The organism is Pseudomonas sp. 21LCFQ02 (assembly GCF_024129895.2).
In the GTDB taxonomy this organism is placed as follows: domain Bacteria; phylum Pseudomonadota; class Gammaproteobacteria; order Pseudomonadales; family Pseudomonadaceae; genus Aquipseudomonas.
The window spans coordinates 3,490,521-3,512,987 of sequence record NZ_CM178749.1 but is presented as its reverse complement, the minus strand read 5'-3'; the positions used below and the strand labels follow the sequence as shown (position 1 = coordinate 3,512,987).

The 22,467-nt window shown below is 61.6% G+C and carries 16 protein-coding genes; 7 read left to right on the top strand and 9 right to left on the bottom strand.

Going from position 1 to position 22,467, the window contains the following annotated elements; genetic code table 11:
* Positions 1-76 precede the first annotated feature (76 nt).
* From dsdC to NJC40_RS15765, 3 genes are read right to left on the bottom strand one after another with little or no spacing between them, the layout of a single operon-like run.
* A complete protein-coding gene (gene dsdC, locus NJC40_RS15775) occupies positions 77-1,024 on the bottom strand; it encodes a DNA-binding transcriptional regulator DsdC (protein WP_253140185.1) in 948 nt (315 codons plus the stop codon).
* 32 nt (positions 1,025-1,056) lie between these two features.
* A complete protein-coding gene (dsdA, locus tag NJC40_RS15770) occupies positions 1,057-2,406 on the bottom strand; it encodes a D-serine ammonia-lyase (RefSeq protein ID WP_253140184.1) in 1,350 nt (449 codons plus the stop codon).
* An 18-nt stretch (positions 2,407-2,424) separates the two neighbouring features.
* On the bottom strand, positions 2,425-3,768 hold the full coding sequence (locus NJC40_RS15765; RefSeq protein ID WP_045489803.1) for a GntT/GntP/DsdX family permease: 1,344 nt from the start codon (positions 3,766-3,768) through the stop codon (positions 2,425-2,427).
* Between the two features lie 322 nt (positions 3,769-4,090).
* On the opposite strand from NJC40_RS15765, the gene NJC40_RS15760 reads away from it, so the two are divergent.
* The 3 genes from NJC40_RS15760 (at position 4,091) to NJC40_RS15750 (ending at position 7,411) form a co-directional block, all read left to right on the top strand.
* Positions 4,091-5,722, top strand: coding sequence for a methyl-accepting chemotaxis protein (locus NJC40_RS15760; RefSeq protein WP_045489802.1), 1,632 nt, complete (start codon positions 4,091-4,093; stop codon positions 5,720-5,722).
* Between the two features lie 193 nt (positions 5,723-5,915).
* On the top strand, positions 5,916-6,737 hold the full coding sequence (locus NJC40_RS15755) for an aldo/keto reductase (RefSeq protein WP_045489800.1): 822 nt from the start codon (positions 5,916-5,918) through the stop codon (positions 6,735-6,737).
* A 146-nt stretch (positions 6,738-6,883) separates the two neighbouring features.
* Positions 6,884-7,411, top strand: coding sequence for a hypothetical protein (locus tag NJC40_RS15750; protein ID WP_253110053.1), 528 nt, complete (start codon positions 6,884-6,886; stop codon positions 7,409-7,411).
* Positions 7,412-7,441: 30 nt separating this feature from the next.
* On the opposite strand, the gene NJC40_RS15745 is transcribed toward NJC40_RS15750, so the two are convergent.
* Both NJC40_RS15745 and NJC40_RS15740 read right to left on the bottom strand, forming a co-directional pair.
* Positions 7,442-8,422 carry an arsenic resistance protein gene (locus tag NJC40_RS15745; RefSeq protein WP_253140183.1) on the bottom strand — a complete coding sequence of 327 codons (981 nt, stop codon included), beginning with the start codon at positions 8,420-8,422 and terminating at the stop codon, positions 7,442-7,444.
* A 36-nt stretch (positions 8,423-8,458) separates the two neighbouring features.
* Positions 8,459-9,079: a hypothetical protein gene (locus NJC40_RS15740; RefSeq protein WP_045489793.1), complete on the bottom strand. Its 621-nt coding sequence runs from the start codon at positions 9,077-9,079 to the stop codon at positions 8,459-8,461.
* 254 nt (positions 9,080-9,333) lie between these two features.
* Between NJC40_RS15740 and NJC40_RS15735 the strand changes: the two genes are divergently transcribed.
* A complete protein-coding gene (locus NJC40_RS15735) occupies positions 9,334-10,083 on the top strand; it encodes a substrate-binding periplasmic protein (RefSeq protein ID WP_253140182.1) in 750 nt (249 codons plus the stop codon).
* Between the two features lie 371 nt (positions 10,084-10,454).
* Positions 10,455-11,027 carry a BRO-N domain-containing protein gene (locus NJC40_RS15730; protein ID WP_045489789.1) on the top strand — a complete coding sequence of 191 codons (573 nt, stop codon included), beginning with the start codon at positions 10,455-10,457 and terminating at the stop codon, positions 11,025-11,027.
* Between the two features lie 49 nt (positions 11,028-11,076).
* Here NJC40_RS15730 and NJC40_RS15725 read toward each other — a convergent pair whose 3' ends face one another.
* The 3 genes from NJC40_RS15725 to NJC40_RS15715 form a co-directional block, all read right to left on the bottom strand.
* Entirely contained in the window at positions 11,077-11,706 is a 630-nt protein-coding gene (locus NJC40_RS15725; RefSeq protein ID WP_045489787.1) for a LysE family translocator, read from the bottom strand.
* Between the two features lie 157 nt (positions 11,707-11,863).
* Positions 11,864-13,039 carry an HlyD family secretion protein gene (locus tag NJC40_RS15720; protein ID WP_253140181.1) on the bottom strand — a complete coding sequence of 392 codons (1,176 nt, stop codon included), beginning with the start codon at positions 13,037-13,039 and terminating at the stop codon, positions 11,864-11,866.
* The gene (locus tag NJC40_RS15715; RefSeq protein ID WP_045489781.1) at positions 13,036-14,700 is read right to left on the bottom strand and encodes an MFS transporter; all 1,665 of its coding nucleotides are present in this window, start codon (positions 14,698-14,700) and stop codon (positions 13,036-13,038) included. Before NJC40_RS15715 ends, NJC40_RS15720 begins: the two co-directional genes overlap by 4 nt.
* Before the next feature lie 209 nt (positions 14,701-14,909).
* On the opposite strand from NJC40_RS15715, the gene NJC40_RS15710 reads away from it, so the two are divergent.
* Both NJC40_RS15710 and NJC40_RS15705 read left to right on the top strand, forming a co-directional pair.
* Positions 14,910-16,004, top strand: a complete 1,095-nt coding sequence (locus tag NJC40_RS15710; protein WP_253117291.1) for an enoyl-CoA hydratase/isomerase family protein — start codon at positions 14,910-14,912, stop codon at positions 16,002-16,004.
* Positions 16,005-16,006: 2 nt separating this feature from the next.
* The gene (locus tag NJC40_RS15705) at positions 16,007-17,158 is read left to right on the top strand and encodes an acyl-CoA dehydrogenase family protein (protein ID WP_253140180.1); all 1,152 of its coding nucleotides are present in this window, start codon (positions 16,007-16,009) and stop codon (positions 17,156-17,158) included.
* A 5-nt stretch (positions 17,159-17,163) separates the two neighbouring features.
* Here NJC40_RS15705 and NJC40_RS15700 read toward each other — a convergent pair whose 3' ends face one another.
* Positions 17,164-22,320: a dermonecrotic toxin domain-containing protein gene (locus NJC40_RS15700; protein ID WP_253140179.1), complete on the bottom strand. Its 5,157-nt coding sequence runs from the start codon at positions 22,318-22,320 to the stop codon at positions 17,164-17,166.
* Positions 22,321-22,467 lie beyond the last annotated feature (147 nt).

Here is a 22,467-nt window from a genome sequence, read left to right as displayed (position 1 = left end):
ATTTTTTCACATCTGCCCGAACCTTTTATCGGAAATGCTCTGAAATACTTCTTTCAAGCGCTCTGCGCTGCCGGTTTCAGGGCTGTGTTGCCTCCCCGGCCAGTGCCCGCAGCCAGTCGATCAGCACCTGCAGGCGCTTGGGCATGTTTGAGTGAGCAGGATGGACCAGATAGTAGCCATGGTTGCCACAATCGACGAAGTCACCGAAAGGCAAGACCAGTTCACCGCGCTTGATATGACTACGCACCAGACGTTCGCGGCCAATCGCGATGCCGCCATGGCCCAGCGCACTGGTCACGCACAGGTCTGACCGGTCAAAGGTGATCGAATGTTCCGGCAGATAATCCAGCGCACCCGCCGCCTTGGCCCAGAGTCGCCACTCGGCATCGAACGCGGCGTTTTCCCAGGCTTCGACGTCATGCAGCAAGGTGCAGGCATGCAAGCGAGACGGGGTGTGGAGCAGCGCTAGCCGCCTTGCATACTCCGGGCTGCACACCGGGGCGATGCGTTCGCTCATCAGCAACGTGCTGACCAGACCGGGAAAACCGTCGCTGGAATAGCACAGCGCCAGATCGATCTTGCGCGTACGGTAGTCGATTCGTTCGTTACCGACCCGGATGTCCAGTTGCACCTGCGGATACTGTGCGGCGAACCGGCCCAACTGCGGAACCAGCCAGCAACGCGCAATCGAAGGCCTGACATACAGGGTCAGCGGGCCGGCCACCGGCGCGTCGGCCTGCTGCTGGAACACTTCAGACAAGCTGTCCATGGCGCCCTGCATGATCAGGAAGATCCGTTCGCCATCATCGGTCAGGCTGATTTCCCGGGGCAGGCGCCAGAACAGTTTTACATGCAGGCTGCCTTCGAGCCGGGCAATCCGGTGGCTGACCGCACTGGCCGTAAGACACAGCTCATCGGCGGCCCGGGCAAAGCTCATGTGCCGGGCCACCACCAGAAACGTATGCAAATTGGTCAGGTTGCGGCCGGTCAGCCGTTCTCCTGCCCGGTGTCCCCAGTACGGCATACTCACCTCCTTCGCGAAACTGCGGGCCGCGATTATAAGAGGGTCGGCGCTGGCTGAGCCTTGCGCAAATAGTCACTGAATTCGTCAGCCGGTACCATGCTGCCGCCGGTAGCCCAGATCAGGTGCGTTGCCCTGGCGGCTGTTTCTGGATCAAGCCCGATACGCTTGCGGTACGGCAGGTCCTGCAACACCCTGAGCATCCCTGGCGCGCCAGCCAGTGCCGACGGCTCAAGACGTATGCCTTCGTGCTCGAAAACCCAGCGCAGCAGCCGATAGAGTTGCGCATCGCCCACCGTGTAGTAGCCGTCGATCAGCCGCTGCATGGCCTTGCCGACAAACCCCGACGCACGCCCCACCGCCAGCCCGTCGGCGGCGGTGAGGTTGTCGATGCCGAAATCCTGAACGCTCACCGCATCGTGCAAGCCGGTGTACACGCCCAGCAACATGCAGGGGGAATGAGTGGGTTCAGCAAATACACAATGCACAGCGTCACCGAATACCAGCTTCAAGCCAAACGCCACGCCGCCGGGACCACCGCCCACGCCGCAAGGCAGATAAACGAACAACGGATGCTGCTCGTCGACGACGATGCCCGCTTCGCTCAACTGCCCGGCCAGGCGTTCAGCGGCCACGGCATAGCCGAGAAACAGATGTGGCGAGTTTTCATCATCGACGAAGTAGCACATTGGGTCCGCCTCGGCCTGACGCCGACCCTCGGTAACCGCAACACTGTAGTCAGACTCGTACTCCAGCACCTGCACACCATGCGCGCGCAGCCGGTCTTTCTTCCACTGCCGGGCATCGGCAGACATATGCACGCAGGCCTGGAAGCCCAGCGTGGCACTGATGATGCCGATCGACAGCCCCAGATTGCCGGTCGAGCCTACCGCGATGCGGTACTGGCCGAAAAATGCCCTGGCCGCGTCGCTGTCCAGCTTGCGATAGTCATCGCCCGGAACGATCAGACCGGCCTGCAGCGCGAGGTCTTCGGCATGCTTGAGCACTTCATGAATACCGCCGCGGGCCTTGATTGATCCGGACACCGGTAACTGGTTGTCGGTCTTGAGCCATAACCTGCCACTGTCGTGCAGACCGGCCTCGCTCAACAGGTGTCGACGCAACGACTCGACCGGCACCACGCCAGATTCGATGATCCCGCCAGCCTCGGCCGTCTCGGGAAAAACACTGGCCAGGTAAGGCCCGAAGCGGCGCAGCCGGGCACTGGCGGCAGCCACATCCTGCGCGGTCAGCCCCACATCGCCCAGGGCTTGGGCCGTGGGCGCGACAGACGGGTTGAACCACTGGGTTTCGCGCAGTGCGACCATCGTCTCCAGCACCGGGTGAGACTGGTACCAGGCGGGCAGGGTCTTGTTGTGAATCATGGGGTATCTCCAGATAGATCAGACAAACCGGGCCAGCAGCAGCGTGGCCAACAATGCAGTGAACGACGCCACAACCGTCGCGCCGGTAAATTTTTTGATGGCCTCCGACAGCGACAGCCCCAGATACTCTTTCACCACCCAAAACGCCGAGTCGGTGACGTGGGTCCAGCCAATCGCACCGGCGCCGATCGCAATGACCATGATTTCCGGGCTGTATTGCGGGTACTGGGCCATGACCGGCAAGACGATGCCGGCTGCACTGATCATCGCCACAGTGACCGACCCGACGGCAAAATGCAGCAGCCCCGCGATCAGCCAGGCCAAGATGATCGGGTTCAAGGATGACTGCTGCAGCACTGCGGCCATTGCCTTGTCCATACCGCTGCCAATCAGCACCTCGTTGAACGCCCCGCCAGCACCGATGATCAGCACGATGCCAGCCAGTGGCGCGAGACAACGTCCGGTCAGCTCAAGCAGTTGCGCCATCCCCTGGCCCTGACGCAGACCGAACGACCAGTAGGCGAAGGACACCGCGATCAGCAGCGCGATCAGCGGGCTGCCGAGAAAAGCGACCCATTCATACGCCACGCTGCCTTGCTCCAGCACGGTAATCGCTAGCGTCTTGCCAACCATCAACAGCAGCGGCAACAACACGGTGAACAGGGTCAGAACGACACCCGGCGCACGAACCTCAAGAGGCTGTTGCTCGTTGTGCCCGGCAAGAAAAGCCTGCTGGCCGGGCGGCGCCAGACGCGGGCAGAACAATCTGGCCCACAAGGGACCGGCGATGACCGCCGTCGGCAGCCCCACCAGTACGCCATAGATGATCACCTTGCCAATGTCGGCGCCGAGCAGGCTGGTCACTGCGGTGGCCGCCGGGTGCGGCGGCAGGATGGCATGCACCACCATCAACGACACGGCCAGCGGCACCCCCAGATAGACCAGGCTCAAACCGGTCTGCCGGGCAACCACATAGATAAGCGGGATCAGCAAGACAAAGCCGACTTCGAAAAATACCGGAATGCCGACAATGAACCCGACCAGCATCATGACCCAGGCTGCACGCTGGCTGCCCAGCGACGACAGCAGGGCCTCGGCGATGCGCCGGGCGCCGCCGGACACCTCCAGCAGCTTGCCGAGAATGCTGCCCAGGCCAATGATTCCGGCCAGAAAACCCAGGGTGCCGCCGACGCCTTTTTCGATGGCGGCCAATACCGCCAGCGGCGCCATGCCAGCCCCGACACCGACCATGAGGCTGGCGGTCAGCAACGCCAGAAACGGGTGGATGCGAAAACGACCGATCATGACGACGATCGTCACGATGGCAGCGCCCAGGATGAGCAGTGAAGTGGTGGGACTCATGCAGTGACCTCCGTGATGCATCTGGCAGTGGATCTGTTGTGCCAGGCAGATTGGAGGCTGGGCAGGCAAGGCTCAAACGATGATCCGTCAGCCCTTGCATGAGCGCAGATCAGCATCAATAGCCTTAATAAAAAATCATTAGAAACAAAAACTTACAGAGTTAACCCCGAAAAACGAACACGACTAAAGTAGTAGCAACATGACATAAAAATTAACGTGACCGACTTCTAAACTTTGGTCAGCATACGCCGACAGTCTTGATAACAGAGTGCCTTGCTGCCAGCCCCTCCCCCAATAACAACAACATAAGGCGACCAATGCCATGAGCATGCGTAATCTCTCTATCAGCCGGCGTTTGTGGCTGATTCTCGTCGTCTGCATCCTGATGCTTTTCGTGCTTGCCGCAGCGTTGCTCAAGCAGACCCATGACGATCTCTACCAGGCCAAAACCCTGAAAACCATGCATGTGGTGCAGACCGTCAGCGGTATCCTCAAGTATTACAACAGTCTGGAAACTGCCGGCACCCTGACTCGCGAAGCCGCCCAACAGCAGGCGCTGTCAGCCGTGCGCGGGCTGCGCTACGACCAGAATGACTACTTCTGGATCAACGACCTGCGCCCGTTCATGGTCATGCACCCGATGAACACCAAGCTCGAAGGCCAGGACCTGTCGGCCATCAAGGACCCGGACGGGCTGGCGCTGTTCAATGAAATGGTCGCCATAGCCAAGCGCCAGGGCGCCGGGGTCGTCGACTATCGCTGGCCCAAACCCGGTGCCAGCGAGCCGGTGCTCAAGACCTCCTACGTGCAACTGTTCGAGCCATGGGGCTGGGTACTTGGCTCTGGGGTGTACGTCGATGATGTGGCCGCCGAGTTCCGCGGTCAGGTGATCAAGGCTGCGCTGGTGTGCCTGGGCATCAGCCTGATCATGGCGCTGCTGGTGATCGTCATCGTGCGCAGCATCGTATTGCCATTACGCAAGGCGGTTCAGGCCATGGCCAACGTGGCGAGCGGCGAAAGCGACCTTACCCGAACCCTGGAAACCGACGGCAATGACGAAATCACCCTGCTCAGCCAGCACTTCAACACCTTCACCGCCCAGTTGCGCCATGTGATCAGCCAGTTGCAGCAATCGGCCGTCGCGTTGGGCGAAGCCTCGCGGGAAATGGGCGGCAGCGCCGAGCAGGCCCAGGAACGCAGCCAGCAACAATCACAACAGATGGAGCTGGTCGCCACTGCAATCAACGAAGTCACCTATGGCGTACAGGACGTGGCACGCAATGCCGAACACGCCGCCAGCGAAATGCGCAATGCCGAATCCGAGGCGCAACAGGGTCTGGTAAACATCGACGGCAGCCTGCGGCAGATCCAGCAGTTGTCCGGCACCATCGAACAGGCAGTCGAAGTGATTCGCACCCTGTCCAGCGAAACCACCCAGATCGGCGGTGTGCTGGAAGTCATCAGCGGCATTGCCGAGCAGACCAACCTGCTGGCGCTCAATGCCGCCATCGAGGCGGCGCGGGCCGGTGAGCAGGGCCGCGGTTTTGCCGTGGTGGCCGATGAAGTGCGGCTGCTGGCGCAGCGCACGCAGAAGTCCACGGCGCAGATCCAGACCATGATCGAAAGCCTGCAAGGCCATTCCGCCGCCGCCGTGAAAGTGATCGGCGACAGCAGCCGCGCCTCGCAACTGACCATCGACCAGGCCAACCTGGCCGGGCAAAGCCTGAACTCGATCAGCCAGGCATTGCGCAACCTCAATGGCCTGAACGCCTCGATCGCCAGCGCCACCCTGCAGCAGTCCCATGTGGTGGATGACATCAACCAGAATGTCACCCAGACCGCGCAACTGTCGCAGAGCACCACCCTGGCGGCCGAGCAGTCCAGCGCCGCCAGCCTCAACCTCGCGCGCCTGAGCCAGCAGTTGAATGACTGGCTGCGGCCATTCAAGGTCTAGGGAGCTTGAAAAGGGAGTGACCATTTCCCGCGTCCTTCGCCTCGCCTGACACGATTTGGCGCTGCAACGCGGCCTGCGCTGAAACGGCAACAGACCCTGGGCCATCAAGCTGCAAGGACCGGCCTGCCGGGGTTGAACCCGGCGGGCAATTGCCTATCCAAGCCTGTTATCCAGACCAACAGGAGCCCTTGATATGCGTACTCTGAAACTGGCGGGCCAAACCGTGCCCGCGCTGGGCCAAGGAACCTGGCACATGGGCGAGAAAAGTCATCAGCGCTCGGACGAAATTGCGGCGCTGTGCCAAGGCATCGATCAGGGCATGACCCTGATCGACACCGCCGAAATGTACGCCGATGGCGGCGCTGAAGAGGTCGTTGCACACGCCATTCGCGGGCAACGCGACAAGCTGTTTATCGTCAGCAAGGTCTACCCGTTCAACGCCAGTAAGCAGGGCACGGCCAAGGCTTGCGAAGCCAGCCTGCGCCGACTGGGCACCGAACATATCGACCTGTATTTACTGCACTGGCGCGGCCAGTATCCACTGGCCGAAACCGTGCAAGCCTTCGAGCGCCTGCGCGAGCAAGGCAAGATTGGCGCCTGGGGCGTGTCCAATTTCGACGTCTCAGACTTGCTGGAGCTGGACGACTCGCGCTGCGCGAGCAATCAGGTGCTGTACAACCCGTCACAGCGCGGGATCGAATTCGACCTGCTGCCATGGGCCGCCGACCGTCATCTGCCGCTGATGGCGTACTGCCCGATCGGCCAGGGCGGCGACCTGCTCTGGCACCCGGCCCTGCAAGCCGTTGCCCGTCGCCACAACGCCACCCCCGCGCAGGTCAGCCTGGCCTGGGTATTGCGCCAGGACAATATGATCGCGATTCCCAAGGCGGTGAATCCCGAGCATATCCGTCAAAACGTCGCGGCGCTGGACATCCGTCTGAGCGAACAGGACCTGGCCGACCTTGACCGCGCCTGGCCCGCGCCGCAGAGGAAGATGCCGCTAGAGATGGTGTAAACACCCGGCACCGTGTGAAAACGCACCGGCCTGGCAATCAGCAGAACTCATCCTGCAATCGGCGGTCAGAGGGGGCGCCCAACGGGATGTTTTCTCGATATCGGTGGCGCGCCTGCCGCGCCGCCAGAGCTGCCAGGGAGCGGATGATGCGTTCAAATTTCAAGACCTTCGGCACCTGCCTGTGGCTGGGGGCCGTGCTCGGCATGAGTGGCTGCAGCTCGCTGATGATGGGCAAACAGTATGTCTTTCCCAAGCCCGAAGAACCTTCAGCCACGGTGCGCCTGCAATACACGCCAGGCACTAATCTGCGGCTGATCAGCATTGGCGAAGACCGTTGCTATGCTGGCTACACGCCCGCCCCTGGCGCCAATGGTTTCTTCGACACACCAGTACACGTCGGTAAAGAACTGGTTCTGGCCTATGCACTGAGCAGTGGCGACAAGGTTTGCCAGGTGCCCTTCTCGTTCATTCCTGAACCGGGCGCGATCTATACCCTGCGAGCCGGAAGCTGGACCCAGCCCAAACAAAGCTTCCTGTTCAATCAGACCGTCGACCAGGAGTACTGCGGCGTACAGGTCATCAAGAGCCAAAACGGCGTAGAGAGCGTCGAGCCAGTGCAACACCTGCGCATGCGCCCGGGGTTGTGTGTGAAGTTCCTCAAGACCGGCACCTGAACCACAGCTGCGGTGCCACCCAGCCGGGTGTTACTGATCAGCCAGCGTGCCCGCGCTGGTTGCACCAAGTCTTGGCAACACCCGTACATACACCAGCTCACTCAGCAACTCGACCAGAGTCTGGGTGATAATCACCGCTGGCAGTACCGCAAGTGCACCTGGCACCGCCAGGCCCAGCGGCAGCACCACCAGCGAATTGCGCGTCGCACTGCTGAACGCTACCGCCCTGCCCGCTGCTGGCGCCTGGAGCCAGCAGCGGGCGACCCACCAACCGAGCAACGGCGCTGCCACGGCAAACGCCAGGTACACCGGAATCACCGCCAGCGTGGCTGGCAGCGCAGTCTCGATACGCGGGCCCACGGCCGCCACCACGATAAACAGCACCAGCGCAGTGGCCGGCACCGGGCACAGCCCCAACACGCTATTGATGCGCGCAACTGGCGGGCTTTTGCCAGCCAGCAACTGCACCACAGCGGCCAGCAACAGCGGCGCCGCAATCAGCCAGGCAAACGCATGGGCAAACGGCCCGACCTGTACCACCGCCGCTGCTGCTTCACCGAGAAAGGCATTGAGGTACAGGGGTAAGGCCAGCATCTGGGCCAACAACAGCGCCGGAGTCGCCGCCAGCAGCAGGCGGGCATCACCACGCCCCAGATGGGTGAACGTCACCACATAGTCGATACACGGCGCCAGCAGCACCAGCAGCACACCCAGCCGGATCAGCGGATCGGCGGGCATCAATGGCAGCAAGGCGAACACCAGCAGCGGTACCACAATGAAATTGGCGGTCAATAACGCACCGAGAAACCTCAGCCGGGTAAAGGCCTGGCCCAGTTCAGCGACCGGCACCTGCAAAAAAGTGACGAACAGCATGAACGCGAGCGCGGGATTGATCAGCGCCTCTAGCTCAGCAGTCGCCGGCAACGCAAACGCTGAAGCACCAGCCAGCAACACGGCAATGAAATAGAGGCTGGTTTGGTTGTTTTCCAGAGCGTCACGAGCGGCCTGCATGCAGGAGTTCCTTTCAAGAGTGAAGACGGCAGGCCCTCAGAAGTCTCCTGCCGGGTTGGCTGCACTGGGCGGATCATCCTTCCAGCACTTCGGGTAGCGCGCGCAAACCCCGTAACGCCGATCAAGATCGGCCATGCGTGCCTGGTGGATACGGCCATACTCAAGCAGCGCAACCTGAAACTCACGCTTGTATTTATCAGCGAAGATCAGGTTACTCGCCCTGATGGCACGGTAGTCAGCATGTTCATTGCCCGGAACGCCGTACTTAAGAAGCGCGGGGTCCCTTTTTTGCAGGCTATCGCGATACCAATCGATGGTCGACTGCAATACACGGTCTTTGCCCGCTTCGATTTCAGTCAGCGCCAGATCCATGTTGCGCCGGTACTCGCTCCAATACTGAGGACTCAGAGCAATGCCCATCGTCTCTTTGCGTTGGGTGATCGCAGCCTCCAACGCGGCCTCCCGCGCCGACTGCATTGCCGGGCCGGTGAGTGGCTTCATGCCATCGACCACCGCGGCATTGATCGTTTGTTCAATCATTGCCTCGCGAGTCTGTGGGTCAGGCTGTGAGCCAGCCCTGTGATTACACGCGCTCAGCACAATGGCAGCGCCTGCCACCATCGCCAGCAGCGCTGTTTTTTTCAGAACAGCAATCATGGGTTATCTTCCTTGAGAAGAAAGCGCAGGGTCCAGCCAGGCATTGTCCTGGCCAAGGTTCAGCGCACTGACTCACACAGCTCGCTCAAGTTCCCTCATGGCAGCCATGCCTGCCTGAAAACCTCCTGCACGTGAGCGTTGCATTGATCCACCCGCCGCAATAGCGATAACAGAACACTACGACGGGCTATTCTTAGCCTGCTGCTTCAAACGATACACGCCTTTGACAGCATTCCCTTGGCCAGGCAGAACACGTGAAAAAATCGACACTCATTGCCGTACTGTTCTGCCTGTCGCTCGGCACCTTCGCCAAGGCCGGGCCGTATCAGGTCGTGACCGAAGAGTGGGCGCCGTACAACTACCTGGAGGGCGACCGGCTCACCGGTATGACCACCGAGATCGTGCGTGCCATCATGAACCTGACCGGTGACGACTTCGAAGTGACACTGCTGCCGTCCATGCGCGCCAGCCAGACCTTGCAGACCCGCTCAAAGACCATCATGTATTCAATGTTTCGCACCGCTGCGCGCGAGCCGTTGTACAAGTGGGTCGGCCCCATCGTCGAAGAGTCCATCCACGCCTGGCAACGGGCCGATGCTGCGCCCCTCGAAACCCTTGAACAACTGATGCGGGCCGCGCAAATCACTACCCGGCACGCCGGCCTGCTGCCAGACACGCTGCAAGCGCAGGGTTTCACCAACCTCGACAGAAGCGCCACCGAGAACCTGCAGCTGTATCGCATGCTGCTGGCCGGGCGTACAGCGATCATCGCTGGCGACACCGACGCCGGGGTGGCTCACTACAGCCGCCAGTTGCAGATCGCCCCCGGCATGCTGCGGCGGATTCCCGTCGAGTTGTATCGCTCAACGCTCTACATCGCCTTCAGCCTCGACAGCGAAGACCAACAGGTGGCCGCCTGGTCCCGCGCCCTTGAGCAACTGCGTGCATCGGGCGAACTGGCGCGGATTCAGCGGCGTTATGAACGGCAGTACGTGTCTGAATAAAACCTTACCGTATTGACAAGGTGTGCGAAGACCGCCGCCTGCCTTGTAGGGTATTTCTGAAATATTTTCGATCTACCAGTAAAACCCGGCCATCACTTGAGCCGGGTATTCTGCGTGACTAACCTCCCCGTCACTCGCTGAAACCCAGCGGGTAGGGTTTGGCGACCCGAACTCAACAGACACATAGCGAACCATAGCGCTCTCACGCACGTACAATAGTGCCTGATAGCGTGTCATGGTAGCTGTGCGTGGGAGACCCTCGGGTCTGCCGGTTTATCTGTTGGCCGGTTCGCCAACCTGCGCACAGCTGCCACCTTATCGTTTGGCGACGGTGAAGTGGCAATAACCGATACATCAACAGAGAATACGCTATGCAAAATTTTGATATCTGTACGCCATGCAAAGAACACTATCGCGCCGAATCCTTCTTCCGCCATCACCGACGTCTGCGTGCCATGCGTCATCTGGGTCAGGCGTGGTTCTGCCTGGCTGATCTGGCGCGACTGATGGGCATTCGTCTGGATGAGCGCTCTACGCTTAAGCTCGACCCTGACCAGCGCCGCCTGGCCTGGCTCGAATGCCACAGCCAATGGGAAAAATGCGTGATGATCAGCGAGTCCGGCGTCTTTGCCCTGCTCATTCATCATTACGTGCCGGAAAACCGCGCCCTGCGCCAGTGGCTCACCCACGAGGTGCTACCGCAATTGCGCCGCCGCGATGAACTATTGATGGATGAACCGCAGGTGGAGCGCCTGCAGTGGCTGGGCAAAACCCTGTTGATGCTGAGCTGGCGTAATGAATCCTGGGTACGCTGGCAGGACATGCCCAACCTGATTCCACAGGTGCCACCTCCATCAGGGTTCTGGCACAGGCTGTGGAACAGGAGCATGGACCGGCGCCCGGTTGAACTGGCCGACAGTCATGGGTTACTGAAACACCGCTGACCGATTGCTGCGGCAGGACCTGCCGACCGGTCCTGCCCCCGGGCAACGCTCACCCCGCCCGTTCCAGAAACAGCAGCCGCACCGCCAGGGCCGTCATCACCCCGGCAAACCCGAAATCCCCCCAGCGTCGGGCCACCCGGCTTCCGCCAAGGCTGGCGCCCAGCCGCGCAGCGCAGATTCCCAATACGGTATTGAAGATCAGTGCGATCAGCGCCAGCAAGGTGCCAAGCATCAGCAATTGCAGGCCAACCTGTCCGTTGGCAACGTTGACGAACTGCGGCAGAAAGACCATGAAAAACAGTAGCGCCTTGGGATTGAGCAGGCAGTTGAGTGCGCCGCGGATGAAGACCTTGCGCAGCGAGGCCAGCCTTGCCGGGGCCTGATCATCAGCAGACGCGGCGCGCAAGGTCTGCCAGGCAATCCATAACAGATACCCGGCGCCCAACAGGCGCAGCACATCAAACGCCGGCTGCCAGCTCATCACCAAAGCCCCGACGCCGGCACTGACCAGCGCAGTCATCAGCAGATCCGCCACAGAAATCCCCAGCGCCGCGGCAAAGCCGCCGCGCCAGCCATGCGCCATGGCGTGACTGGTGACAAACAGCATGTTCGGGCCGGGAACGATCAGCAGCAGCATCGCCGCGATCAGGAACAGGTACAGATTCGTCGCGTCCAGCATCAATGCCCCTCCATAGGCTCAAGCCCCGGACAATAGCTCAGTGCGCAGACCTGGCAACAGGTACAGTGGCAGGCTGTTTAAGGCCAACAGCCAAACTCCACTTGCTGGCCTGTTTCAGCCTGGCCTGGCCTTCGCTCGCCGACTTTTCGTACAAAACCTAAGGCGTCGTACTGTCGTTCTCAAACGACGTATCAATACTCACCACCACCGACATCCCCGGTCGCAGGCGCTGAGCCAGTGGCTGGTCGGCGTCGACGCTGATGCGCACCGGAATGCGCTGAGCGATCTTGACGAAGTTGCCGGTGGCGTTGTCAGCCGGCAACAGGCTGAACTCGGAACCGGTAGCCGGCGAGATGCGTTCGACCTTGCCGCTGAGTTTTTGATGATCCAGCGCGTCCACCGTGAAGCTGACCGGCTGGCCCAGCCGTACGTGGGCCATCTGGGTTTCCTTCATGTTGGCGACCACCCACAGGGTGTCTGGCACCAGCGCCATGAGTTGCGCGCCAGAGTTGACATAGGCCCCCAGGCGCACACCGATCTGACCAAGCTGGCCGTCTCTTGGCGCGGTGATGCGGGTGTTATCCAGATCGATGCGCGCCAGTTCCAGGGCCGCATTGGCGTTTTCGATCTGGGCCTTGAGAGAGTCGCGGTTGACGATGACCGTTTGCAGGTCTTCTCTGGCGATCTGCAATGCCGCTTTGGCTTCGGCCACGGCCGCCTGGGCCTGGGCATCGGCGGCGCGGGCGACGTCGAGTTCGCTGCGCGACACCGAACCGTCGGTGACCAGCGCGCTGTTGCGTTTGAGATCCGCAGCGCTTTTACGCGCCTGGGCGCTTGAGCTTTGCAACGCCGCTTCGCGCTGGCTGATGGTGGCTTCGGCACTGCGCCGTTGCTGCAGGTTATTGGCCAGTGCAGCCTGTTGCACGCTCACTTGCGCCTCGGCCTGCTGCAGCCGCTGGCGGTAGATGCGGTCATCGATGCGCACCAGCAATTGCCCGGCCTTGACGTGCTGAAAGTCCTGAACCAGCACCTCATGCACATAGCCGCTCAGTTGCGGACCGATCAACGTGGTCTGACCCCGCACCTGAGCATTCTCGGTGCTCTGGATCGGGCTGGTGAACGGTGGCAATTGCCAGGCATACAGCACCACCAGAATGCCGGCCAGGGCCACCAGGCCAAACAGCGTTGAAGATATCAGCCGCGCGCGGGTCGAACGCGGCTTGCTGGTCGCCGGCGAGGTCAGCGGCGCTGGCGGCGCAGCGCTGGCCGGCGAGGATGAAGCGCCTGAAGATGCGCCTGGCGGGGTCGGGTCGTTGCGAGTGGTGTCGTTCATGAAGCCTGCGCACTACTGGTGGAAACGGGCGCCGCCGACAGCGGCGCAATAGGTTTGGTGGTCATCTTCAGCCACAGCACGCGCACGCTGATCCACAGCATGGTCAGCACGGCGATCAAGGCAATCAGCATGAATACGTCGTTATAGGCCAGCACATTGGCCTCACGGGTCGCGGTGCTGGCCAGCGCACGCATGCCTTGGGCTGTACGGGCAGCCGGGTCGGCGATCACCCCGCCATAGGCGGCCGCGCCGCTTTGCAGGCGCGCCTGCACCAGCGGATCGAACAAGGTGAGGTGCTCCATCAGCTGGCTGGAGTGAAATTTCTCACGAACCACCTGAAAGGTGCCCAACGCCGCCGAGCCGATCAGCCCACCGATGTTTTGGGTGATGCCGAACAGCACCGAGAAGCTGACCATGTTGCGCGGGTTGGCCAATACCCCGCTGATGCCCATCACCAGCGTCGGGCCAAGAAAAAAGGTGCCACCAAAGGCCAGCAGGAACTGGCTGAAGTACATATTTTCCGGGCGGGTCTGGGAGGTGGAGCTGCTGTCCATCCAGGCGCCCACCGCCATCATCACCAGCGAAATCAGCAGCGGTTTGATCAGGTGCGCCGGGTTGATAGTCAGGGCGCTGACCAGCAATCCGGCGACGCTGCCCAGCAGCATCACCAGGTACAGCGTGTGCAATTGCTCGCTTCCAAGGTTCAGGGTCTGAAAGAATCCCACCGCCCCCACCGACTGCTCGGACAGCACGATCCGAAACAGTACCACCGCCAGCCCCAGCCGCAGGATTGCGCCGCTGCCCAGCCAGCGGGTAATCAACAGAGGGTTGCAGCGGTTGTGCTCGATGGCCAGGCCCGCGCAGATCAAGGCGATCGACGCCGCCGACGCAATGCCGATCCACGGTGCCTCCAGCCACCACTCGATACGCCCCAGCGACAGCACCGCACAGAGCAGCGCAAAACCGCTGGCGAGCAGACCAAAGGTCAGGAAGTCGAGTTTTTCAAAAGCCTTGAAACGATCCCCCGGCGGCAGCTTGAGGATCAGCACACACCCCAGCGACAGCAGGGTCAGGCCCAGTTCGAACAGGTACAGGCCGCGCCACTCGGCAATCTGTAGCAGGTCTTCCGACACCAGTCGGGCAATCGGTGTAGCCAGTTGCGCGGTGCCCAGGCCCAGCACCAACGCCTTGAGCCGCCACTTTTGCGGGAAGGCCTGAATCATGTAGTACAGGCCCAGGGTGCTGAGTGCTGCGCCGACCATGCCGTGGGCCGCGCGTACCGCGATGGCCGAATCGATGTCGTTGACGAACAGGTGCGCCAGGGTCACCAGCGCATAGAGCACCAGAAACAGTTCGGTAAAGGCCCGAAGCCCGTATTGTTGACGGAACTTGACCAGCAGCAGGTTCATCGAAACATTGGTCATCACATAGGCTGCCGGCAACCAGGCGATGTCCTGTGAGGTGGCGCCCAGCGCACCTTGCAGGTAAGGCAGGTTGGCGACGACCAGCGCATTGCCCAGGCCGCCGGTCAATGCCACGATCACCCCGACCAGCGCGAAGGCCCAGCGCTTGTGGGTGGGATGTAACGGCGTGGACGGCGAACCCGGCATGCTCGGGCGCTCGTGGGGCTGCCACTGGCGAGGGGCGAACGTATCTTTCATGAGGCAGCTTTCAAGAGGCAGTCCTTCCAGAATACCTTGTGACATTCACAACACATCGATTGCTCATGGCGGGCAAAAAATACTTGCCAGTGCCGGCAGTGAAGCGCAACCGGGCATAAACCGCCAGAGTCGAACACCGACCGGCTATGCTCAGAGCTGACACCTCAATGGCCAGGCCCAAAGCCCACAACAACTACAAGGAGTTCACCATGAGTTCATCGGCTTCATCCTCGGGCCAACCCCAGCACAGCAGCGACAAAGCCATCCTTGCCGGGGTGCGCAACCACATCGGCCACCTGGTGCTCAATCGCCCGACCGGTCTGAACGCGCTGGACCTGGAGATGGTGCGCAGCCTGCAAGCGCAGCTCGACGCCTGGGCCGAGGATGACACGGTGTATGCCGTGGTACTGCGCGGTGCCGGTGACAAGGCATTCTGCGCCGGTGGCGATATCCGAGCCTTGTATCATAGCCACCAGAGCGGCCAGGATCAGCATCAGCGTTTTTTTGAAGAAGAGTACCGGCTGGACCTGAGTATTCACACCTATCACAAACCGATCCTGGCGCTGATGGACGGGCTGGTGCTGGGCGGCGGGCTGGGTCTGGTGCAAAGCGCCGACCTGCGAGTGGTCACCGAGCGCAGCTCACTGGGCATGCCGGAGGTGGCCATCGGTTACTTTCCCGATGTCGGCGCCAGCTACTTCCTGCCGCGTTTGCCCGGCGAAGTGGGCCTGTACCTGGGGATCACCGGCACCCGCATCGGCGCCGCTGACGCACTGTATTGCGGGCTGGCCGACTGGCACATGCCCAGCCAGTCGCTGGCGCGCCTTGACCACATGCTCGACCACCTGAAATGGCATATCAACCCGCTCAAGGACCTGCAAGGCGTGATGGCCCGGCTGGGCAGCCAGCGCCTGCCAGACCCGCCATTACAGGCGCTGCGCCCGGCCATCGATCATTTTTTCGGTCTGCCGGACATCCCCAGCATGCTTGAACAACTGCAGCAGGTCTCGGTGGCTGACAGCCGGGAATGGGCGCTGGACACCGTCGCGGCGATGCACAGCCGCTCGCCGCTGGCCATGGCCGTGACTCTTGAACTGTTGCGCCGCGGTCGCCAGTTGTCATTGCCCGAGTGCTTCGAGCTGGAACTGAGCCTGGACCGCCAATGGTTCGAGCACGGCGACCTGATCGAGGGGGTGCGTGCGTTGATGATCGACAAAGACCAAAAACCCAACTGGAAGCACGCCACCGTCCAGGCGGTCAGGCAAGAAGATGTGCAGCGTTTCTTCACCCCACTGGAGAGCTGATCATGCACGACATCGAACTGAGCGAAGAACAGGTGATGATCCGCGACATGGCGCGCGAGTTCGCCCGCAACGAAATTGCCCCGCATGCCAAAGCCTGGGAGCAGGCTGGCTGGATCGACGACGCCCTGGTCACGCGCATGGGCGAGCTGGGATTACTGGGCATGATCGTCCCCGAGCAATACGGCGGTTGCTACCTTGACTACGTCGCCTATGCCCTGGCCGTGGAGGAGATCTCCGCCGCCGATGCCGCCACCGGAACGCTGATGAGCGTGCACAGCTCAGTGGGTTGCGGGCCGATCCTCAAGTACGGCAACGCTGAACAGCAAGCCGCTTGGCTGGAGAAACTGGCAACCGGCAAGGCCATTGGCTGCTTCTGCCTGACCGAACCGCAGGCGGGCTCAGAGGCGCACAATCTGCGCACCCACGCCGAACGACAAGGTGACAGCTGGGTGCTCAATGGTGCCAAGCAGTTCGTCAGTAACGGCCAGCGTGCACAACTGGCAATCGTGTTTGCCGTGACCGACCCGGAGCTGGGCAAAAAGGGCCTGTCGGCGTTTCTGGTCCCCACCGACACCCCAGGGTTCAGGGTCGAACGCCGCGAGCACAAGATGGGCATCAAGGCCTCAGACACCTGCGCCATCAGCCTGAGCGATTGCCGGATTCCGGCCGCCAACCTGCTGGGTGAGCGCGGCAAGGGCCTGGCCATTGCCCTGTCGAACCTGGAAGGCGGGCGCATCGGCATTGCCGCCCAGGCCCTCGGCATCGCGCGCGCCGCCTTTGAGGCCGCGCTGGTTTATGCCCGTGAACGGGTGCAGTTCGGCCAGCCGATCATCGAACATCAAAGCATCGCCAACCTGCTGGCCGACATGCACACCCGCATCAATGCCAGTCGGCTGCTGGTGCTGCATGCCGCCCGCCTGCGCAGCGCCGGCCTGCCCTGCCTGTCCGAAGCTTCCCAGGCCAAGCTGTTCGCTTCGGAAATGGCCGAGCAGGTATGTTCCAGCGCCGTGCAGATTCACGGTGGCTATGGGTATCTTGAGGACTACCCGGTAGAGCGCTATTACCGCGATGCACGCATCACCCAGATCTACGAAGGCAGCAGCGAAATCCAGCGCCTGCTGATCGCCCGCGAGTTGCGCCATTACCTGTTGTAAGCACTCTACGGCACCAGCTTCTCCCTGCCCAGCAACGACACCAGCAAGGCCACCGAGTCGGCATTGCCGAGGATGATGTCGCTGCGCACCCGCGCATCGGCGTAGAACGCATCACGGGCCTTTTCCATGGTCCGGGTGTTGGCGCTTCGCAGAATCTTGCTGACCGCGTTGTTTTCACTGACCTCGTACCAGATATCGGTAGTGTCGTCCCGGTCGCGGAACAGTTCGTGGCGCGGGGTGCGGTAAGACAAACCGCGCTGCCGGACGATCAGGTCGCTCTTGAGCGAAGCCCGATAGGCTGAATGGTCCTCAAGCATGTCGATGAACGGCATGTGTGCATCGAGGTAGGCGATGTCCTCGGTTGCGCTGTACAGGTGCGACAGCTCATGCAGCAGAACCATCGCCCGCGAATGGATGCCCGCATTGAAACGACTACGGCTCAGTACGTGGGGTTTGAGCCGGCATACCGGGTCACGAAAGAAACGGTCGGTCAGGTAGATGTGTTTCTGTGGTTCGTTGGGAAAGGTGAACGCGGTGCTGTCGTCGACGCTTGATCGACGTACCCCGACCACATAGCGCGCAGAGTTGTAGGGCGACAGGCTGCCATCCATCAGGGCGCTGTAGAGCTGCTTGACTATCGTGCTCACCGCGCTGTGCAGGCGCTCATCAGGAGCATTGATATCAAAAAAGTCCTTGAGGATGGCGTTGACTCTTGGATGAGGCTGGCCGTCAGGCGTGCGCTGCAGCAGATTGTCCAGGCTGTTTTCCAGGTACTCACGTGCCTGCGCATGGGCCAGGGCGATGTCGTCGGCACGCGTGCGGTACTTGTGACGTATATCAGTCATGCCGCGCGCTTCGACGATCAGCACGTCGTCGACCTCGGCGTTGATCAAACCGGTCTTGACCCGGGTCAGGATGCCGCCCCCGCCCCTGAGCCCCAGTTGCAGGTTCAGTTCCCATTGCTGCTGACGCAGGACAACCCTAGGACCCTGGACGTTATCGCCGACAATAAACCAGCCGTATTCATCCTTATCGATGCGGTACACCGCACCCGCAATCGTGGCATAGGTACGACCGGCCGTATCTTTGTAGGTGTTGAACAGCGGATCGTGGGTCAGGGTGGTCAAGGCGACGTCGCTGGCCTGGAACAGGCGCAGCCGTGACCAAAGGTCCGGGGTCAGGCTGTTTTTACCCCAGCCGAACTGTGAAAGGTCCGGCAGTCGTGGGACCTGGCGGTCGACAGCGAGCCGTTCGGGTTCGAGCAATTCTTCCTGGTGGGAGCGTCGCTCGGCAATCAGTACACCTACAGCGGCCAGCAGTTCCGCAGCGGCCTTGCCCCATTGCATCTGGGCGACATCCATCGCCGACGCATGCAACAGATCATGGCTTTGCCACAGCCCCACTAACGCCCCCAAACGTCCCGGCAACAGGGCCAGCACCTGTTCGGCGCCCAACCCCCAGAGAAACCTGGAGGCCATGCGCTGATCTTCGACATTGGTCACACTCAGTTGCTCGAACCACCAACGCAACACTTGCCCGGTGCTGTCGAACAACGCCTGCAGCGCGTTGCCCTGCACCGGCGAGAGCACCAGGCCGACCGGCGTCGGGGTTTCCCAAGGCACGTCCAGGTCCGACTCGGTGCTGAATGGCAGGTGGGGCTCCACAAAGCCGCCATTGTCATACAAGCGCTGCGCCGGGGCAGGCAGGCGACTCAGGATGAACTTCTGCAAGTTCTGGTCAGTGTGGATATCACTGAGCAGCGCGGCTTCGCTGGCGTATTCCTCGACGACAAAATCAGCGTTGAACAACGTGTACAGCAGCCACGGGCCTGGCTGCGGCGCCAACGGGGCGATGATGAACGCGCCCAGCACCGTATCGGCAGCCAGACCGGGAGCGGCGCGCAGTTGCAAGGGGCTGATGATGATATCCCGGCCCAGCACCTGCAGGCGCCCGAGGCCGTCAGGCATGATCATTACCCCCTCGACAAAACAGAACGCCTCATCGCTCAGCTCACCACGCACGCGCATCGCGTAAGTCCTGAGCAGCTCCAGCGCCGGCACCTGCAAGGCGTAGTACCTGAGTCGCATCGCATAGTCCGGGCTGTCGTGGCTGAGTGTCTGCCTGAGCAGCGTCCGGTAGCCGGCGGCGATGTCCAGATCGCGAATCAAGGCGCTCAGATACTCTGCGCTGATCGGCTTGCCCGGCCATACCGCCTCACCCGTCGACACCGAAAGGATGCCATCCTGGCTGGCACTGAAGCGGCCGATGGCATACTCGCTCAAGCTCGTTTGCACGCGACTGCTGGCCGCAGGTATTGCTTGCGGGATCTGACCAATCGCGACGGGAGCCGATATGTAGCGGGTCAGGGTCACCATGATCCGGTCGGGGTCGACCTCTGCGCCAGGAAAATCAGCCTGCAAACGCGCCAGCAGTCGGTCGCGGGCATAGTGGCCAGGTTCTGGGATATCAACGAGAAAATCCTTGCCGGAATTGCAGGCGATGTACCAGTTCTTGATCAATGCCGAGAGGCTGAACAACTGCGCAATCGAGGCTTGCTTCATCCAGGCAGGCAGCAAGGCATCGGTGAGCATCAGTTCCATGGTCAGGCCCAGATGATCGAGCAGCGGACGATTGCCATCGTCATCTTCGCTTTCTCTGAGCACATGGCGCAGCAGGTCGGCAGACAGTTTGCGCGGCAAGGCCTGTTGGCAGGCCCGGACAACCTTCTGGCAATGGCGCTCGATCTCGGTCTGTTGCAAGGCATGGAACACATGCCCGTCCAGACGCTGCAAGCTAACCTTCAGATGTAGAGGATGCTGCAGGCGGTCCAGGTGCCGCTGCAGACGTTGCCGGTCGGTTTCGTTCAGCAGGGCCATCCAGGCTTGCCGCGCTGCCGGCCAGTCGAAACGGCGGGCCAGGTTTTGCTCCAGTGCTTGCAATGAAGCATGGCTGCTGAGCCCGTCGCTCAGCGACCAGAGCACATAACGCCCGGGCGCCGCCGTACTGCTGAGAACCAGCACGCTGGCCAGCGCCAGCGCTGGCTGAGCCGGATCAGAAATCAACTGCACACGGTGCGCATTGACCTGGTGGGTACCCAATGCCTGACGTAGCGCAGCGGTGGGCCGGTCGAGCACCTGCTGGAACATGTCCAGGCTCCGCGCATCGAGTTCCTGACGGCGGCGCTCCATGGAGACCTCCAGACGCAGGGCGCAATCGCGAATCAGACCGTTGAGTAACCGCGGACGCAGTTGAGTATCGAGCCAGCGCACCGGCCGCATAAAGAAACTGCGAAGATGCCAGTCGTAACGCCGCACGAAATCGTCAGTAACCCGGTTGAGGATCGCTTCGAGCAAGTCGACCGGCAGGCGGCCACTTACCACCTCGGGCAGCACGTTACTGCCCGCTGCCAAAGGCCCGGCGACATGGCCACTGAACCGCGCCAAGGCCAGGGAAATGAGGTGGGTATTGGTCGAACCGGCACTGTGCACCCACAGATCGCGCGCATCCATACCCTGCTCGCCGAAAACGCTCAGGTAACGGTTGAGTGCCAGGCGCATGCAGCCCACTGCATGCTCGTAAAGCTGGCACTGGCGGTCGACGAACCCGTCCAGCGAATTCAATTGCCCGTACCAGGAGCCCGACAGCGAATACATGGGGGCGTCCAGTTGCGCCGCACCAAACTCGGCAACGGTCTGGCGGGCCGCCCAGCGCTGCTCGAAGCTGTCCTGCTCGACCGTCCAGCGCCAGGCGTCGTGCAGGCCAAGCAAACGCAGGTCAAGCAGATGGCGGATATCCAGCGCATCGTCCATACGCACTGTGGCGCGCTGATGGTGGATCGCCGCCAGCCCAGACACATGCTGCAGGTTGCGTTTCTGCAGAGCGATGATCGAGTCGAGCATGCGTACAAACAGCGGTTGCTCGATCAGGTCCAGGCGCACACGCTGCACCTTGTTTACCTCCAAGCCGGCGTGTTCATCCAGTGAAGTGCAGCGGTTCAACTCAGGCAATGCCTGAGCACTGGAGAAGTGCTGGTCCAGCACCTGACGGCTCGCAAAACGGCGCAGCCCGTAGGCCGCCGAGAACAGGTACAGGCCCGGCATCTGCTGGTTGGCGAACTCCAGCAGGAACATACCGGCCAGTTTGGGAGAGCCCTGCCCCTCAAGCTCCAGCGAAAGCTGCCAGGCGCGGCACAGGTCCTCATGGAGTGGCAAGGCGGGACGCTCCAGTATTCGTCCCAGATAGTGCAGCTCTGTCTCAGTCAAGCGTTGCTCGTGAGCGGACTTGAGGATTTCATGGCCGAATGCTTCAGCCAGGCCGCGAGCGGCGAACTCTCGCACCGTGACACCCTCGTCGCGCCGCGAGAGCCAGTACTGGTCCAGCAAGCGCTCGAATTGTCCGGCCAATCCATTGCCTGCTTCGGCCAGCGCCATCACCCAGGGCTGCGCTTGGGTTTCAGACATCAGCTCGCCGCTGGCACTCATGAAACGACGCCGGGTGTCCTTGCCAGGGTTGGCGGTCTGGCTGCCATGATCCTGGTAAGCCGCATCGGCCAGGCTCAGGGTGCCGAGCACTTGCGTGCCGTCTGCACTGACCACCTGCAGCAGCTGTGAGAAAACATCAATGCCGGCGCCTGGCAGCAGCCGGTCAACGGCTTCCTGCAGGTGCTTGCCGATGACCGTATACAACGATGGCAGCGCATCGAGCTGTTGGCTGAGCGCCTGCAACTGCCCGGCCTGCTGATCGACGATCGCCAGCATGCGTTGCTCGAAAAGCTTGCCCTCGGCCCGTTCGGCTTCCAGCACCACCGACATGCCTGCCCCCACCGGCAGACGCAAGATCAGCTCGGCATTGAGCGCGTCACGATCAGCAAAAGGCTCGATACCGCGCAGCAGGGTGCTGAGTAAAAGAGGTGCAGCGACTTGCGAGGGGTCGCTAATGACCCAGGCACCCGCCAGTTCGGCACCCATGGGCAACTGCGTGTCGGTGAGCAGGTGGTCGACTCGGGGGAGTGGCTGACCGTTGTCGGGGTTGTCGATCAGGCGTTGCAGCCATTGCTGTTGCTCGGGGCTGATGCGTGCCGCGCTTAGCGCTGCACGCACGTCCTGGGCAAAGCGCTGGCTGAGCGCGTGGTGGTAAAACCAGGGTGTTGCTGATTGGGTCACGATAAGGTTCCTTGTGTATGACCTGCCCTGCTGCATGGCAATACAGGGCAGGAAGGTGAAACAGGAGCCTATCGATGCATACCACCCAGGCTGCGCTACATAACGCTAGGGGCTGTTGACGTTTCAGCGCAGGCCGCGTTGCAGCGC

What these genes read in the sequence shown, in the direction of transcription:
- dsdC (WP_253140185.1), bottom strand. Translation starts at nt 1,024, where the DNA reads ATGCCGTACTGGGGACACCGGGCAGGAGAACGGCTGACCGGCCGCAAC.
- dsdA (WP_253140184.1), bottom strand. Translation starts at nt 2,406, where the DNA reads ATGATTCACAACAAGACCCTGCCCGCCTGGTACCAGTCTCACCCGGTG.
- NJC40_RS15765 (WP_045489803.1), bottom strand. Translation starts at nt 3,768, where the DNA reads ATGAGTCCCACCACTTCACTGCTCATCCTGGGCGCTGCCATCGTGACG.
- NJC40_RS15760 (WP_045489802.1), top strand. Translation starts at nt 4,091, where the DNA reads ATGAGCATGCGTAATCTCTCTATCAGCCGGCGTTTGTGGCTGATTCTC.
- NJC40_RS15755 (WP_045489800.1), top strand. Translation starts at nt 5,916, where the DNA reads ATGCGTACTCTGAAACTGGCGGGCCAAACCGTGCCCGCGCTGGGCCAA.
- NJC40_RS15750 (WP_253110053.1), top strand. Translation starts at nt 6,884, where the DNA reads ATGCGTTCAAATTTCAAGACCTTCGGCACCTGCCTGTGGCTGGGGGCC.
- NJC40_RS15745 (WP_253140183.1), bottom strand. Translation starts at nt 8,422, where the DNA reads ATGCAGGCCGCTCGTGACGCTCTGGAAAACAACCAAACCAGCCTCTAT.
- NJC40_RS15740 (WP_045489793.1), bottom strand. Translation starts at nt 9,079, where the DNA reads ATGATTGCTGTTCTGAAAAAAACAGCGCTGCTGGCGATGGTGGCAGGC.
- NJC40_RS15730 (WP_045489789.1), top strand. Translation starts at nt 10,455, where the DNA reads ATGCAAAATTTTGATATCTGTACGCCATGCAAAGAACACTATCGCGCC.
- NJC40_RS15725 (WP_045489787.1), bottom strand. Translation starts at nt 11,706, where the DNA reads ATGCTGGACGCGACGAATCTGTACCTGTTCCTGATCGCGGCGATGCTG.
- NJC40_RS15720 (WP_253140181.1), bottom strand. Translation starts at nt 13,039, where the DNA reads ATGAACGACACCACTCGCAACGACCCGACCCCGCCAGGCGCATCTTCA.
- NJC40_RS15715 (WP_045489781.1), bottom strand. Translation starts at nt 14,700, where the DNA reads ATGAAAGATACGTTCGCCCCTCGCCAGTGGCAGCCCCACGAGCGCCCG.
- NJC40_RS15710 (WP_253117291.1), top strand. Translation starts at nt 14,910, where the DNA reads ATGAGTTCATCGGCTTCATCCTCGGGCCAACCCCAGCACAGCAGCGAC.
- NJC40_RS15705 (WP_253140180.1), top strand. Translation starts at nt 16,007, where the DNA reads ATGCACGACATCGAACTGAGCGAAGAACAGGTGATGATCCGCGACATG.